Here is a 15746-nt window from a genome sequence, read left to right as displayed (position 1 = left end):
TTCCTCGCGGCGCAGCCTACGCGCCATCAGGCGATTGCGCGCACGGGCGTCATGAGTGCATGCATCTCGCCGGAGATCCCTGCTGCAATGTCGGCGCGCGCCATTGCCATGTGCAGGTTGGCCGCGACGAAGCCGGTCGGATTTCCGCAGTCGAACGTGCGGCCGCCGAATTCGAAAGCGCGAATTTCCTGGTCTTTCATCAGGGTAATCATCGCGTCGGTCAACTGGATCTCGCCGCCTGCACCCGGCTCCTGGTTTTCGAGGATGTTGAAGATCTCCGGCTGGAGAATGTAGCGCCCGGAGATAAACAGGTTGCTCGGCGCCATGCCCGGGGCCGGTTTTTCCACGAGGCCATCGACCAGTGCGCCCCCAATGGTCTGCTTCAGGGAAACGATGCCGAATTTGTGAGCCTCTTCCGGCAAGCATCGTTCGACCGCCACGACATTGCCGCCATGTCGCTGGTGAAGGGTCGTCATCGATTGGAGGCAGGGTTCGTGATCGACCATCAGCATATCCGGCAGCAGCACGGCGAAAGGTTCGTCGCCGACGATGTGGCGCGCCGTCCAGACGGCGTGGCCAAGGCCACGGGCCTGCTGCTGGCGCACGAATGAGATGCTGCCGACATCAGGCGTTGCCGTCGCCAGCCGATCGGCAAGCGGGTTCTTGCCGGCTCGCCGCAGCGTTGCGTCGACCTCGAATGCGTGATCGAAATAATCCTCGATCGCACCCTTCATGCGGCCGGTGACGATGATGACGTGTTCGATGCCTGCGGCAAACGCCTCGCTGACGATGTAGTCGAGGATCGGCCGATCAACGATCGGCAGCAGTTCCTTGGGAACGCTTTTTGTCGCCGGCAGCATTCGCGTACCGAATCCGGCGGCCGGGATGATCGCCTTGCGCACTTTGTTCTGCATGTCAGCACCTTTTCGCTTCAAGCAACTCGGGAGATTTTTGCGGGTGGGGATTTGAGGATGTCGTGCATCTTGTGCTCGACACCATTTTCAGTGAGGAAACGGTACATTTCGCCGTAGGTGTGGAACCAGGCACGGTTGTACCTGTCGAAGAGGGCCTGGTCCCAATAGTCCTCGAGGCAGAACGCCTGCTGCCCGAAGATGTCGAAACTGGGGATCTTGAATGTGTCGCAGAACTCGGCCGTTCGGCTGTCATAGGTGCAGTAGATCGACGGAACCCCATTCGCCAGCGCCATGAGATTGCCGTGCAGGCGGTAGCCGAGCACCAGGTCCTGGGCGCGGATCAGCCGTTCGTAATCGGCAACCACATCAGAATAGAACAGCCTTTGCTCGTAGAGGCGCAGCATCGCCTCATCGAGATACCAGGACGATGTCCAATGGTCGGCCTTGAGCGCGGCGAGTGCTTCTTCGCGCTGGACCTCGTCTCCCAGGACAAGCTTCTTTTCCTCGACCTCGCCCTGCGTCAACAGCACGGTCTCGAAGCGCCCAGCCATGGTTTTCACCAGTTCGCGGTGGAAGCCGAGATAGCGTTCGATATCCTTGGCATAGGCATTGGAGACTTCTCGCCTGACGGTGACCCCGACCTTGCGGACCTGTTCGAGCGGCGGCAGCGTGATGCGCAATTCCGGATCGTTCAGGCGGAAGGCGGTCGGGCATCCGATGATCCGGACGTTGCGGATGCCGAGATCCCACAGAACCTCGGCCGAATAGGCACCCCGCACACCGATTGATGTCGTCGATTCGGACATCAAGCGCAGGACGGCACGCGTATCGTCGGAGAGCCTGATTTTTCCATCCACCGGAGCCTGTGCACCGATGCCAAAGCCGATCACTGGCAGGCCGAGCGCCTTCAGGACCGTTGCCGCCGCCTCCCAGTTCATGGCGTCGTGAATGTAATTTGATCCGCGCAGGAACACGTAATCGTATTCCTCCCGAAGCCGGGCGATGTCGCGTGGCCTGAATTCCGATATTTCGAGCACACCGAGTTCTTCGAACCGCAGCAGTTTCAGCGACGAGTCGAAGACGAAGGCATCGCCCATATTGTGGTAGTGGTTGATGTGAGACTGGATGTCTTGATGTTGATACCAGCGAACGCTGTCATGTGCGTAGACTTCGCCGGCGGGGATCATGACCAATATGCGTGCCAAAAGCTTAATCCGTCATTGGAACTGTGACGAGACGCGCATCTCGACGCGATGTTCGCGTTGCGCGGCACCGTCTTTTTCGCGCAGCAGGCTGCGATAGACGCCGAGGTGTTCCCGTGCGCAATCCTTGGAGCTGAAGGGACCGCGCATGCTGCTGCGCAAGCGGTCCCAGACCGTGTCGTCGTTCAGGACCTCGACGATCCGATCCGCAAGGTGCTGGCCGTTGCCGGCGCGAAAATGCAGGCCATCGGCGCCATCGCGAACTTTCTCGGCCATGCCGCCAATGTCGGAGCAGATGATCGGCCGGCGGTGCAGCAGCGCTTCCTGGATGACGACGGGTGAGTTTTCCCACCAGATCGATGGGAAGATCACCCAATCGACGGAGCGCATGAGCTTCGGCAGATCGGCATTCTGATAGCTGCCGTAGAAGCGGACCCGACGACCGGCTCGCTCGATCAGCTTCTTCATCCGCGCCTGAAATTCGACCGGCTGGCGTTCGAGATTGGCGCCAAAGATCATCAGGTAGGCGTCATCACCCCAGATCTCATCCGGTACGCGGCCGATGGCATCGATCAGCACGTCGACGCCCTTGAACGGCGTCATCTGGCCGAAGAAGGCGAAGCGGTTGCGACGCGCGTCGCTTCGCGCAAGTTCGCGCGCGGGTGTCGCTTCCTCGCCCATGATCCCGTTTTCGATGACGTGAATGCGTTGGCGATCTATGCCCCACTCCGCATAGCGCTTGGCGAGAAAGGCGCTTGGCGCAACGAACGCGTCGACCATATCGAGGAGCATGGTCCGCACGAGCGCTTCACGCCGGAGGAACCTTGACGCCGGAATATCCGGAAAACAGCTGTTGCAGGCGGTCGGCGAAGCCTGCTCGCAAAGCTGGCCGGTCGGCCGTTTCACCATCTGCCCGTGGTTGTGGCAGATCGGCACGAATTCGTGGAGCGTGAGAAGGATTGCCGCGTCTGGCAGTGCGGAGCGCACCGCATAGAGCGCCTCGAGACCGAACCCCAGAACGTGATGGAAATGAATGACATCCGGTTTCACGTCGCGCACGAAGCGCAGGAGATCGCGCTCGATCGACTCGACGTCCTCATTCGCCAGGTGAAAATGATCATAGGCATCGGTGTGGAACAACACCTCTTCCTGCGGCAGGCGCGCACTCATCAGCGCCGATGAGGCGTGTCGTTGCAGCGGCGGGGAGGCGGCCGCCAAGTACACGGATTCGACACCTTCCATCGCGTTCAGGCCGCGGTGCAGGTTGTGCGAGGCAATCTCCGCCCCGCCCAGCGAAAAGGAGGGGTGCGCATGCGAGATCACCAGGACGCGAAGCTTTTGTTCCCTCATGCGGAAATCCTGTCAAACGATCTTTGGCTCTGGTGAGCGCTTCGCCACCGCGACTTGAGTATTTCCGCATCGATGCGTTCGGCGAGAGCTGCAAGCTTGCCGTTTTGCTCTCCCGACATCGGCTCGTCGCAGCCGAGCAATTGGATCGACGGCAGCAAATAGGCAGCGGTGCCTGCCCGGTTGATCCGCAGGCCGATTTCGCAGGCCTTCTGTTTTGAGCCGAGATAGACGCCGCAATCGCGCATCGCGTCGTTCAGGACCGCACGCGGCATGATGCAGCATTCGAGCGACGCCACGTCGACCCGTGTCAATTGCAGTGCCGCAATCGCCATCAGCGGATAACCGGCATAGCGATCGAGCAGCAGTTGATCGCCGTCCTCGGAGAGCCAGCTTCCTGCCCATTTCACCGAGTGATCGTCATAGGCAAGCATCGGCGAAATCACGCTTCCGACGTGGGCCTCTCCGACTGCCGTCAGTGCGTCGTACCAGCCTTTGCCGGTAGGGACGAGTGAGCCCGCCATGGTTACGATCGCGTCGCATGAAACCACCTCCGCCCCGACCGACAGCAGATCGAAGCGATCCTGTGCCGCGGCCGCGCAGACCAGGCGAACCGAGAGACCATAAAACCGTGCCAGTTGCCTAAGACGGACGAGATCCCTCTGGAAGGCGGGCTTGCTGACAACGATCACGAGCGGAGCGCAGCGCGTCTGCGGGTCGAGCGCAAACAATGCGAGGAGCGGGCCGACTTCCGGCATTCCGACGGTGGAGCCGACGATGATGGGAACGCCGGCATTTTCGTCGAACACCCCGACGTCGATGATCGTTTCCATGCGCGGCGCGGCGCAGGCGGCCTTGGAGAGAAGCGGAACGATCTGGTGATCGACGATCGCCGGCAGCGCCCAGTTGGCGGCATCGAACAAAGACAATTGCTGGATTGCGGCCCGTCGCGCCGGCATCCGCTTGGGTGTCAATGGCAGAAACGCGCGCCGACCTTCTCTCAAGGTCAGTTCGAGATAGGGTGTAGCGTCGAGATTGCCGCCAGGCAGTCTCGCATGGGCGACAAATCCGTGGGCCTGATCGTCGCTGTCGAGCGATGCCCGGAATGCGGGTTGATCGGCGAAGCTCTGCGAAACGTCGAGCCGATCGAGGCGCGTCCAGATGTCGTCGAGCCTGGCCTCTGCGCCCGGCCGCCGCAGTTTGACGGAGGAAACATGGTGCTCCGGGTCGAGCAGCCAGCCCGAAATCAGCATGTCGCCTTCATCGGTTTCGAACACCCGGTCAACGTCCAGGCGAACCGGGTATGGAAGGCTCGAAATCGTGTCCTTTCCGGTGAAGCCGTTTGCGGCCGAACGCAGGCGCAGCATGGCCTCTGGCGTTGCCCGGGCTTCGAGCAGCACGGACCGGATGTGGTCCGGAGTGTCCAGGGCCGCGCTGATCTGCACGCGCGAATGCGCCGGTGTCAGGTGCCAGCCTCCGCCGGCATTGTAGACGATGCCTTTGAGCGCGTCGGCGCGCACCCTCCCGCCCGTTTCCAGAACGGCGATGAAGCCCAGCTCGCCCTCCGGTATATCCGGCCGGGCAAAACTGGCGACGAAACAATCGGCGACGGTCGTCGCGCCGGCTAGAAGATAGGCCTGGCAACGGCCGGGAACGAACGCGCGGCTCCAGCCCATGATGACGATGACGCCGTCATGGGTCTCTCCGACCAGTTCGATGAAGCCGTCGGACGGCTGCAGTGCCTTCATCAACGTAAGTCCGGCGAAAACCCTGTTGCGGTTGCCCGGTTGCGCCATGAGCTGATCGGCGAGGCGACTGACGACGACGGCCGTTTCTCCTGCTGCGGTCTGCGCAATAAGGGTTGCCGCGTCTTCGATCGAAATCGGTCTGGGGGCAACGATGAAGCGCTCGCTGATGCGCCCATCGTCAACGTCGATCAGCGAGATGGGCACATCGGGCTTCGGTTGCGTCAGGAGCGCCGCAAAACCGTGCGTCGCCGACGGCGACGATGCAGTCAAGGGCCAGCTTGCAACGGAAGCGCCGTCTCGCGCGGGCTTGGCGCCATCGGCTCTGACGGAAACAGCGTGGCCCCTGGCCCGTCCGCTGCCAAGGACGAGCATGGTTTCCGGATCGATCCGAGCGGAAACAGCCCGACCCTTGCCGAAGCGCAAGGGCGCCCCCGCGGCGCGGGTGCCGTTGGTGCCAGCGGGCCTTTCATCGTTCGCCATCGCCTGCCGCATCATCATCTTGCCAGCAATGCCAGCAGCGCTCCGGCTGCAAATCCCATGAGGACGAAGAGAAGCAACACGAGCGGCCTGGTCTCGCCGCCCGCCCGCTTTTGAAGTGTGGAGAGTGTCTTCTCCATGCCCGCCACGACGCCATCCATTCGCAGCAGATGCACGTCCAGATCGTCGAGCCGTCGGCTCATCTCGGCACGAAGGCCGTCGATGCCGGCGCTCGGGTCTTGCGCTCCGTCGGTCTCCGCCGCATCTGCACCGATATGAGGTACGCGCTGCAGCGAACGTTGGGAAATCTGCAACTGACGCTGCGCAGCCATCAGCACGTCCAGTTTGTCGAGCACCCTGGTCAATGGTGCTGCGATCAGCGCTTCGGCTGCCTGTTCGTCTGGTTGCGGCACGCGCAGGGGCTGCCCCGCTCCGTCTCCCGTAAACGCCATGACGACGAGATCGCGGCTGCGCTTCTGCACCGCCTCAGGCAGGGCGATTTCGAATGCGTGCTGGCCGTCACCGATCCCGTTTCGCTTGAGGTCCGGGCGATTGCGGTCGGCGATCGCTTCGGCGACCGGTGCGCCATCGAGGAGGACGCGCACTTTGAGCCGTTGGCCGGGGGCGGCGGGATCGTGCGCCCAGCCGAACAGGCGTCCCCCATCGATGGCATCGACGCGACCGTTGATGGGTTTGGCGCCTTCATTCTCGGGCGGCGGCGTGTCGAGTTTTTCTGCGACTTGGGCCATGGGTCCTCTTTATGCGGCCTGAACCTGCTGGAGATGGAAAAGAGCAAGGTAACGACCGGCTGTGGTGTCGATGTCATCAGGGCGAACGGCTCGGCCGGAAAGCTGTCGCAGAAGCGTCGGCTTTTCGATGACCTGCCGCATGGCGGCTGCGAGCTGGCGTGGATCGTCGGGTGCCACGGTCAGGCCATTGACGCCGTTCCTGACCAGTTCGGCCATTCCGCCGATATTGCTGGCGATCACCGGGCGTCCCTGCGCCTGCGCCTCCTGGATCACCAGCGGCGCATTTTCCCACCAGATGGAGGGGACAACGGTGCAGTCGACGCCGCCGATGAGGGCTGCCACATCTTCTCGCCGATAGGGGCCGCGCCGCTGGACGAAGGGTGCGGTTTCGGAAAACAGGCGGTCGATGTCGGCGACAAATTCCTGGGTCTGAAACGGTGCGCCGCCATGGACGCGCAGCTCGAAGTCGACGCCATCGGCGATCAGTTGGCGCGCCGCCTCCAGTAGCACCTTGATACCTTTCCAAGGGTTCAGGTTGCCGAAATAGCCGAAGACGGGGCGGCCGCTCTTAGGTTTGTCCTTGCCGGCCTCAAACGCCTGGGGCGGTAGGCCGTTGGCAATGACGGAGATGCGGTCTTCGGCAATTCCCCAGTCGACATAGCGTCGTTTCAGGAACTCGCTCGGCGCGGCGAAGCAATCAACCGTGCTCAGAAGCGCCTTGAGATGTTGTTCCCTGAGCGCGAAGCGGTCGGGCTTGATGTCCTTGAAGCAGGCGTGACAACGGTCCGGGCTTGAACCATGGCAGAGCTCCCGCTTGTCGGTGCGCACCATCAGGCCGTCATGATGGCAGATCGGGTAGTAATCATGCAGGGTCATGACGATCTTGCACGCCGGCAGCGTTCTGCGCACGATATGTGGAAACTCGGCGCCCATCAGCAGAATATGGTGGAGATGCACCACATCGGGCCGGAATTCGCGCAGCAGTTCCACCAGATCCGGCACGAAACCGTAAAGGTCGATCTGGCTCATGAAAAAGCGATCGAAATGCCCCGCCCAAAGCAGGATTTCGTCGCCTGTCGGCCCTATGGCCTGGAAACTCGTGCCCGGTCTGGCCTCGCGATGGACCTGGTTGACCGCGCCCAGGAACAGGGCCTCGTGTCCTGCGCGCTGGTAGGCGCGGAAGAGATCGTGCGCAAAGACTTCCGTGCCGCCGGGATGAAGGGCCGGATGATTGTGCGCCACCACGAGAATGCGCTTGCTCATGGGCGGCTCCGGTGACGCTCACCCACGAGCACATCCTGATAGTGTGTGCCGCCCGGTTCGCGCCAATGGCCAAAGGACTTGAGCGCGAGCGAGAGACCGGTGCGATTGAACGCGCCGTCGAGAAAACCATCGTCGAAGCCGACGGCGGCCAACGGCGGCTGACCCGGTACGAACCAGCAGGGCCCCTGGCCGGCGCGCTCGAAGGCAAGGCGCGGATCGCGCCGCCCCGTGGCATTTCGCCTGGCGATCTCGTCGACGATGAAGGCGGTCATGAACAGACGGCCGCCATGTGCCAGGACCCGGACGATCTCCGCCAGATAGGCCATGACCTCGTCGGCCGGCAGGTGCGTGACGACCGACGTCATGATGATGAAATCGAACTGCGCGTCTGCAAATGGCAGTTTCAGTTCGCGGCCCTTGATCGTCCCCGTCGGGTTGTAGAGATCATGGGCGATGTCGAGGCGTTGGAAGGTGAAGTTCGGATAGGTCGGCGTCACCGTCGACCGGCACCAGCGGATGCCGCCCTCCACGGGATCGAGGCCATCATAACGGCCTCGGTCGCCATCGAGATATTGGGTGAGCGGCACGGCCATGCGACCGATGCCGCAGCCGATATCGAGGACACGATGATTGGCCCGCAAGCCGCCCATGCGGATGAAATGTCCGAGAAACTCCGCGCCGATCGCACGGAAATCACCGTCGCCGACAAAAATGCTGTTCGCGTCCGGCTGCGGAAGGAACCGGTTGCGCGACACGCTGTCGGTCAGCCAGCGAAGATGTGCGTCGTCCAGTGGCGGTGGTGCACCGATTTCATCGCGGGGCAGGGCATCGATCATGCATTCGTCCATTCAATTGCGTGGTCATCGGGAGACGCGGTCTTGAGGCTGCTCGGCGATCGATAGTCGCGCGCCATCAGCGCGGCGATGTCATCGTCCCAGCGCTGTGTGTGGAGCCAGGAGTTGTATTGGCTGGCGACCCCGCGCATGTAGTCCTGGCTGCGCCGGATCGACTGGCGCTCGAAGTGATACAGGCAGGCCGACGGCTCATAGCCGATCTCGAAGCCGGCCCGGCGGATCTTCAGGCAAAGGTCGCTGTCTTCATAATCACCGATGATATAGTCCTCGGTGAAGCCGCCGACGCTCTCGTAGAGATCCCTCGTGGTGACGAGGCAGGCGCCCGTGACACCGGGAACCGTTCGCGCCTGCTGCGCCGGCATGTAGTCGCTGGGCATGCCCTTGTAGAAGTGGTGGTTCAGCCAGATCCCACGCTGGTCGCGGCCGAAATAGAGGCCTGCGTGCTGCAGCGATTTGTCTTCGAAGATCAGCCTGGGGCCGACCGCGCCGTACGCCCCGCTCATGATCGGATCTATCAGTGTCTGCACCCAGCCGGGTTCGCAGGGCACGACATCGGAATTGAGCATGACCAGAACGGAGCCCCGCGCCATACGCGCGCCGGTATTGCACGCCCGCGCGTAGCCGCCGTTCCGGTTCATGACCACCAGCCGCATGGGCAAACCGTGCAACAGGTGCAGCCCGCCGAGCAGATGCTCGGTCTCGTCCTGAATTTCCGGGGAATCCAGAACGAAGACCAGTTCCGCGTTTTCCATGAGCCAGGGGTCCGTCGCCATGCCCGACAACTGGAAGCGGAGAAAATCGAGAACCTTGTAGAGCGGGATGACGATGGAAACGAGCGGTGCATGCTGCGGCAGGCCGTAGTCTCTCGTCCGCTTGACCTCGACCGTCTTGCCCAGGCGTTGCTCCACTTCTCTAAGCGCCGGCGCAAGTATCGTGCGGAATGCATCGTCGATGGCATGTTGCGGCGGCACCGCGCGCAGGATCTGGTTTCGCTGCAGCACGGGTTCGAAGGGTTGCGGCGGCGGGATGAGGGATTTCACGGCCCCGGAGGCAAGCCGCATCTGAAAACGCGGCTGAAGCAGTGGGCCGAGCGGTTGATCAAGGGGTATCCGGGCAACGAAGCCGGTCACGTCCGTCTTCGATTTGTCGGCCTGTGTCTGCGCCCATCCGGGGAATTCGTAGATATTGCCGTCCAGCGGCACCGCTTTGCCATCCGCCTGCAAATAGTCGATGCCGGCGAGCATGGATGACGGATCATGATACCATCCGCCGACCAGCAGGCTGTCGGAAAGGGCGAGCGCCAGGTCGACCTGTCCGGATGGCTGCTGTGCCGCTCTCGGAACGTGACGTTCTTTCAAGGGCGCCCGGACCTGCAGGTCGATTGCGGTCGCCGGTCCACCGTTCGGCCAGGCGGCGAGATGCTGAACGAGCAATTCGCGCAGTTCGAGCGCGTCGCGATTGTCTGCCCACCAGCGCGTAAGGCTTGGACATTGCGCTTCGCGCTCGGAAAGCTGTCTTATGGCGATGCCGTTCTTGCTGAGCAGCACAATCTGAAAGGGTGGGCTGAGGCTTGGCATCTCGGCAATGAAGTGGCAGGCCTGCCAGCCTGCCCGTGTGCCGCGACGGATGATCGCCTTCGGCCTTAATTGGCTGACGCTTGCCGCGCCCACGACATAGATCCCGAGCTTGTCGTCGAACTCCGGATTGATGGTCGTTTCGATCAAGAACCGTCCGCGGCCCAGCTCGCAGGTGATGCGCGCCGGTCGAGGCGTTGGCGCCAATGCGTTGAGGGCGTCTTCGACGATAAGTGAGAAATATGGGTCGCTAGCGACCTTGAATGCGCTTCGCCACGTCGTCAGCAGGACGTTGAGAAATCTGATACGCGCTTCCGGCGCGAGTTCCAGGAACAGCTGCTCCATGTCGAGGGGAGGCAGACCGCTTGCCGGTTCGATGTTGATCGGCACTACGCTGTCGCTGCCTTCGACGGCAATGACGGCTGACATCGGCGCTCTCGCTGTCCGCATCGCCCACAGCGTTCGCTGATGTCCGTCAACGAGCGAAAGAGTTACGCTCACGAGCGGAACCGGCGGCTTTGACATCGTCAGCACCGGCCGCGTCGGAATTGGCAGCCCCGGCGGCAGGTCCCAGATGAGAACAGCCAAGTCCGATCCTAAACGAAATGCCTTTGCGTCCCGATGATCGGTATTCGGCTGCTTGATATCGCTGAACGGCAAATTCAATCCCTCTTGGAGTGCGCGCCCTGCGGGAGGAATGCAGGGCACGCCTAGTCCACGCTTAGTGAACCGTGAAATAGTTCTCGGGATTTGCGTGAATGTCGTCGACGTCGACGTTGACCAGGGTCAGTGAATCGCCGTGGCCGAGGTCGATGATGACATTGCCGCCGACCTGGGTGACCCGCGAAGCGAGGTCGTCAGGCGAGGTGATATCGAGACCATTGATGCCCTTCGAGATCTGCAGCAGATCTTCGCCGGGCGTGAAGTCGAGGATGACGTCGTTGCCGCCGCCGCCGTCGAATACGAAGACGTCACTGCCGGCACCGCCAACCAGGAGGTCGTCGCCAGCGCCGCCGTCGATGACGTCATTGCCGCCACCGCCGAAGAGCATGTCGCTGCCTTTGCCGCCGGACAGGAAGTCGTTACCCTGACCGCCGAGCAAAATGTCGCTGCCATTGCCGCCGGAAAGGAGATCATCACCCCATCCACCGGTCAGCGTATCGTTGCCGTTCTCGCCATAGAGAACGTCGTCGCCTTCGCCGCCAAACAGCGTATCGTTGCCGTTGCCGCCGAAAAGCTGGTCGTCACCTTCGTCACCGAAAATGATGTCATGTCCGTTGCCGCCGCTCACGAAATCATCACCCGCTCGAGCATGGATGAAATCGTTGAAGCGAGAGCCGAACAGCGCGTCGTCGTATGCGCCGCCTTCTAGTGTGGCCATCTGCCTCTCCTCTTGGTGGATAAATCGCACGTCCACCGACCAGGTCGATGTTGATGCGCCGGGAGTGTGCATCGGCCTCGAATATATTTCAACATCGATTCCAGATTAAATCATAAAATCTTCGCGACATTATTGCCAATTTTCGTGGGAAATCAATACAGAAATTAAACTATACATAGTTTTCCGCGATTCATTGGGTAGTTTAGTAGCAAACTAGTTCAAGATTTGTAGTAATTTACTGCGTATCCCGCCTGTCGGCGCTGAATCAATCTTCCCTGAAAGCGCGATTGAAGCTCTCTGTCAGCGGAGACACCAGGTAGTCGATGGCGCGGCGTGCCTTGTGCACGATCAGCACCTCGGCAGGCGCCCCCGGATACAGGCGAACATCGGGATCGGCAGCAAGAGACGCCGCATCGATCTTGGCGCGAGCGGTGAAATAGGAGGCACCCGACTTCTCATCGACCGTCTGGTCCGCTGCAATGTAGGTCACCGCGCCATTGAAGGGCATGCGCGAGCGCTGATTGTAGGCGGTCAGACGGATCTGCGTCGGAGAGCCCACCGATATGCTGTCGATGTCACGAGGGTTGACGCGCATCTCGACGACCAACGGCTCGTCTTCGGGTACGATTTCCATCAGGGGCTGGCCGGGCGTGACAGCACTTCCGGGGGTACGCAGCCAGATGTTGCTGACCACGCCTGCCTGCGGCGAGCGGATTTCCATGCGCCGCAAGACATCCTTTGCCGCAACGATCTGTTCTTCGACATCCGTCAGGTCGATGCGCGCCGTGGTGATCTCACCCGCGATGGTCGATTGAAACTCGCTTTCGATGCCGATCAGCGCGAGTTGGGCGCCAGCCCTTGCCTTTTCTGCCTGCGCCTTATCGCCGGCCAGTTCGCCGCGCGCTCTGGCGAGCTCACTCAGGCGCGTATCGACCTCTATGAGCTTCGCGCGCTGCACGAAGCCCTTCTCGACCAGCGTGGCGATTGCGGTGCGCTGTTCGGTGATGAGGGCGATCTGCCGGTCGGTCGCTTCAAGCTGGATGAGCAGCGATTTTGTCTGTTCGCCATATTCCTCGATCGTTTTCGTCTGAACATCGACGCGCCCGGCCTTGGCCTCGTGTCGCTTGTCGAAGAAGACATTCTCCGCCTTGATCGCTTCGTCGACGGCGATCTCGCCGGCTTCGCCGAAATTTTTCGGGAAGGCGATTGCGGCGGCGCCGTCCTGTTCCGCCTTGAGCCTGGCGAGCCTGGCAATGAGGCCGATGCGACGGCTGGTGAGGGCATTCAAGTTGGAGCGTGCCCGCGTGTCTTCCAAGAGGATGAGCGGCTGACCCACGGCCACCTGTTCGCCCTCCTGAACCAGAAGGCGCCCCATGACGCCTCCTTCGAAATGGCTGATCGTCTTGCGCTTGGAGTCGACGATCACGCTGCCGTTGGCAACGGTCGCGCTGCTGAGTTCCGTCGACACCGCCCATGTGAAGAAGCCGCCGAAGGATACGATGATGGTCGCAAGCCCCGCGACCATCAGGCGGCGAAGCGCGCGTTCGGAATGCGCGTCATCGATATCGGCCAGGGTCGGTGCCGCCTGAGGGGCGATTTTTGCCAGCGGTCTGACAACGGGCTCTGAAGGCTGCGGACGAAGCGGAAGCATGTGTTTGTCGGTCATGCGGAAGCAACCTCGCGCCGAGTTTCGCCGGGCCCAGGCACGGTCGTCAGGATATCCGTTCGCGGCCCAAACTGGCTGATACGACCATTTTCGAGGACAAGAAGCTTGTCGGCGACCTGCATGATCGATGGCCGGTGGGCGATCATGATGACGATGGCACCCTGGTCGCGCATGCGCTGGATCGCACGCACCAAAGCGCGCTCGCCAAGCGAATCGAGGTTGGCATTGGGTTCATCGAGAACGACTAGGCGCGGGCGATTGTAGAGGCAGCGCGCCAGCGCGATGCGCTGCCTTTGTCCACCGGAAAGCGTCAGGTGGCCATCGCCGACGGGCGTGTCATAGCCGAGCGGCAGGCGGCCGATCATCTCGTGCACTTCTGCAAGCCGCGCGGCCTCTATGACCTTGTAGGGGTCCCCATCTTCCATTCTGGCGATGTTTTCCCGGATCGTGCCCTCCAGCAGCGATACCGATTGCGGGAGGTATCCGACCGATTCCCCGAAGGACCCGCGCTCCCAAAGGTAAGTATTGTGGCCATCGAGAAAGACCCCACCCGAGGTCGGCTTCAAGATGCCGACCAGCAGCCGGGCCAGCGTCGATTTTCCGGCGGCCGACGGACCGACCACGCCCAGCACTTCGCCGGGGGAAAGCGAGAAGGAAATGCCCTTGATGATCGGAACCTCGACGCCGGGGACGGCGTAAACGAGTTTATCCACAATCATGTCGCCCACGTCGCCGACCGAATGGGGCGTTGGTGTCGTCTGGCGGATTGCCAGATCTTCGCCGATCGCCGCCTCGAGGCGGCGCCAGCCGGCAATGGCAAGCACCCATTGGCGCCAGTTTTCAATGATCGTGTCGAAGGGGATGAGCAGACGGCCGACAAGGATGCTCGAAGCCATCATCGGGCCGGGGGTGATGGCCTGGTCGAGAACCAGCAGGGCGCCGGCGGCGAGCGTGATCACCTGGATCGAATAGCGCAGGCTGCGCGTCAGCGACGCCATCGCCCTGCTCCTGGTTCCTCCGGCCTCAAGAGCGCCCAAAGCGTGGATTTGCAGGCCGCGCCAGCGCTTTGCGAGCGCCGGCAACATACCCATCGCCTCGATCGCCTCGGCGTGCCTAAGGGAGCCGGCGATCTTTGAGACCGCTTCGACATTCGCCTGGTTGGCCTCCTTGGTGAGCTGGCGCGTCATCAAATCGTTGACCAGTCCGCAGCACACGAGCAACGCCACGGACACGACGCCGATCAGGCCGAAAAGCGGATGCAGCAGGAACAGCGCCCCTAGAAAGATCGGGGACCAGGCGGCGTCGAGCGGTGCGACCACCGCCGATGAAGTGAGGAAGCTGCGAAGTTCCGACAGGTCGCGGAGGGATTGGGCGGCGCGAGTAAGCCCCTGGTTCACCGATGCCTGCACCGCCGATGCCAGAACCGGAGCATTCAGTCTTCGCACGATGGCGCTGCCCATCGCCTGGAAAGCTAGGGCTCGGATAAGATCTAGGACCCCATAGACGACCAATGCGCTGATCGCGAGCAGCGTCAGCATGGTAAGCGTATCAAAGCTCTGGCTGTTGAGAACCCTGTCATGAATCTGCAGCATGAACAGCGGTATCGTGAGCTGAAGCAGGCTTATGCAGACACTGAGCAATGCGGCGTAAAGTGATACGGAAAGAAACACACGCTTGGCTTGCAATATTAGCAATCTTGGATTGATAATCTCATCCTGGCGCAGAACCCCTAAAATTTGAGCGTTGCTTATCGTCTCGTTCCGAACAGTATCACGCATGGGCGGTAGCCTGAGGTTGACGTTAAAGCCATCCGTGGAGGACGTCTGGCTTTAAAATAGGGTGAAGCGTAGTATTGCTTCGCTATGTGTGGCACAAAAGTAAGAGGTAATGCAAGTTCAAGGTAGAGGGGAGGGGTTGTTGTAGTCTGATTTACTTCAAGATTTGAAGTAAATTGCGAAATGGAGAGTTGGATGAATGAAAGAGTACTCTATCCGTCCACGGGGATCAAAGATGTGTCGTTGCTCCAGCAGGAGGACCAGACGTCGAAGGCGGTAGGAGCCCACGATCAGGCAGAAGCCGCGAACGATTGCCGACAGCTGACCTATTTCGAGCTTGCGCGCCTGATGGAGAGGGTGAGCAGGCGGTTTTCCGGTTTGGTGCGCGCCGAGCTGACCAAGCTGCGTGTCGACGACATCGGTCCGGCTCAGGCCATGGTCTTGCTGGCAATCGGAGATGCCGAGCTTTCGGTGGCCGAGCTGCTCGATCGCGGGCACTATGTCGGCTCGAACGTGTCGTACTATCTGAAGCAACTGGCAGATGGCGACTACATCGATCGGGTTGCCTCTCAGCGCGACAAGCGTTCGGCGCGCATCAAGCTGACGGAAAAGGGCCGGCTGCTGAGGGCGAACTTGCGCGACGCGGCGATGGCCTACGAGCGGGCGCTCAATCGCGGCCATCAGGATCGCCAGAACCTGGAGACCGCCTTTCAGACCCTGCATCAACTCGAACTCGTCTGGGGCAGCGCGTCACGTTACGACATGTGACCGGGCGGAACCCAATGTGGACGTCATT

The 15746-nt window shown here is 61.5% G+C and carries 12 protein-coding genes; 1 reads left to right on the top strand and 11 read right to left on the bottom strand.

The window, feature by feature from the left end:
- Positions 1 to 26: 26 nt before the first annotated feature.
- The 11 genes from BKP54_RS30625 to BKP54_RS30575 all read right to left on the bottom strand — a co-directional run bounded on the left by BKP54_RS30625 (position 27) and on the right by BKP54_RS30575 (position 14953).
- On the bottom strand, positions 27 to 914 hold the full coding sequence (locus BKP54_RS30625) for a UTP--glucose-1-phosphate uridylyltransferase (protein WP_084815360.1): 888 nt from the start codon (positions 912 to 914) through the stop codon (positions 27 to 29).
- 17 nt (positions 915 to 931) lie between these two features.
- The gene (locus BKP54_RS30620; RefSeq protein ID WP_084815359.1) at positions 932 to 2119 is read right to left on the bottom strand and encodes a polysaccharide pyruvyl transferase family protein; all 1188 of its coding nucleotides are present in this window, start codon (positions 2117 to 2119) and stop codon (positions 932 to 934) included.
- A gap of 12 nt (positions 2120 to 2131) precedes the next feature.
- Entirely contained in the window at positions 2132 to 3466 is a 1335-nt protein-coding gene (locus BKP54_RS30615; RefSeq protein ID WP_025431422.1) for a glycosyltransferase family 4 protein, read from the bottom strand.
- Positions 3463 to 5691, bottom strand: a complete 2229-nt coding sequence (locus BKP54_RS30610; RefSeq protein ID WP_128090534.1) for a hypothetical protein — start codon at positions 5689 to 5691, stop codon at positions 3463 to 3465. Before BKP54_RS30610 ends, BKP54_RS30615 begins: the two co-directional genes overlap by 4 nt.
- 14 nt (positions 5692 to 5705) lie before the next feature.
- Complete coding sequence (locus tag BKP54_RS30605) at positions 5706 to 6437, bottom strand: hypothetical protein (RefSeq protein WP_084815357.1); 732 nt, start codon at positions 6435 to 6437, stop codon at positions 5706 to 5708.
- A 9-nt stretch (positions 6438 to 6446) separates the two neighbouring features.
- Entirely contained in the window at positions 6447 to 7700 is a 1254-nt protein-coding gene (locus tag BKP54_RS30600; RefSeq protein WP_084815356.1) for a glycosyltransferase family 4 protein, read from the bottom strand.
- Positions 7697 to 8536 carry a class I SAM-dependent methyltransferase gene (locus BKP54_RS30595; protein ID WP_057208421.1) on the bottom strand — a complete coding sequence of 280 codons (840 nt, stop codon included), beginning with the start codon at positions 8534 to 8536 and terminating at the stop codon, positions 7697 to 7699. Before BKP54_RS30595 ends, BKP54_RS30600 begins: the two co-directional genes overlap by 4 nt.
- Entirely contained in the window at positions 8533 to 10716 is a 2184-nt protein-coding gene (locus BKP54_RS30590; RefSeq protein ID WP_234907956.1) for a glycosyltransferase, read from the bottom strand. Before BKP54_RS30590 ends, BKP54_RS30595 begins: the two co-directional genes overlap by 4 nt.
- Before the next feature lie 133 nt (positions 10717 to 10849).
- Positions 10850 to 11509, bottom strand: a complete 660-nt coding sequence (locus tag BKP54_RS30585) for a calcium-binding protein (RefSeq protein WP_057217270.1) — start codon at positions 11507 to 11509, stop codon at positions 10850 to 10852.
- Between the two features lie 265 nt (positions 11510 to 11774).
- Entirely contained in the window at positions 11775 to 13175 is a 1401-nt protein-coding gene (locus BKP54_RS30580; RefSeq protein WP_025431415.1) for an HlyD family type I secretion periplasmic adaptor subunit, read from the bottom strand.
- A complete protein-coding gene (locus tag BKP54_RS30575; protein ID WP_084815355.1) occupies positions 13172 to 14953 on the bottom strand; it encodes a type I secretion system permease/ATPase in 1782 nt (593 codons plus the stop codon). The genes BKP54_RS30580 and BKP54_RS30575 overlap by 4 nt, the downstream gene beginning before the upstream one ends.
- Positions 14954 to 15145: 192 nt before the next feature.
- Here BKP54_RS30575 and BKP54_RS30570 point away from each other — a divergent pair, with 192 nt between their 5' ends.
- Positions 15146 to 15718, top strand: coding sequence for a MarR family transcriptional regulator (locus tag BKP54_RS30570; protein WP_025431413.1), 573 nt, complete (start codon positions 15146 to 15148; stop codon positions 15716 to 15718).
- Positions 15719 to 15746 lie beyond the last annotated feature (28 nt).

The organism is Ensifer sp. 1H6 (assembly GCF_001976035.1).
Taxonomy (GTDB): domain Bacteria; phylum Pseudomonadota; class Alphaproteobacteria; order Rhizobiales; family Rhizobiaceae; genus Ensifer; species Ensifer canadensis.
This window is presented reverse-complemented; position numbering and strand designations above follow the sequence as displayed.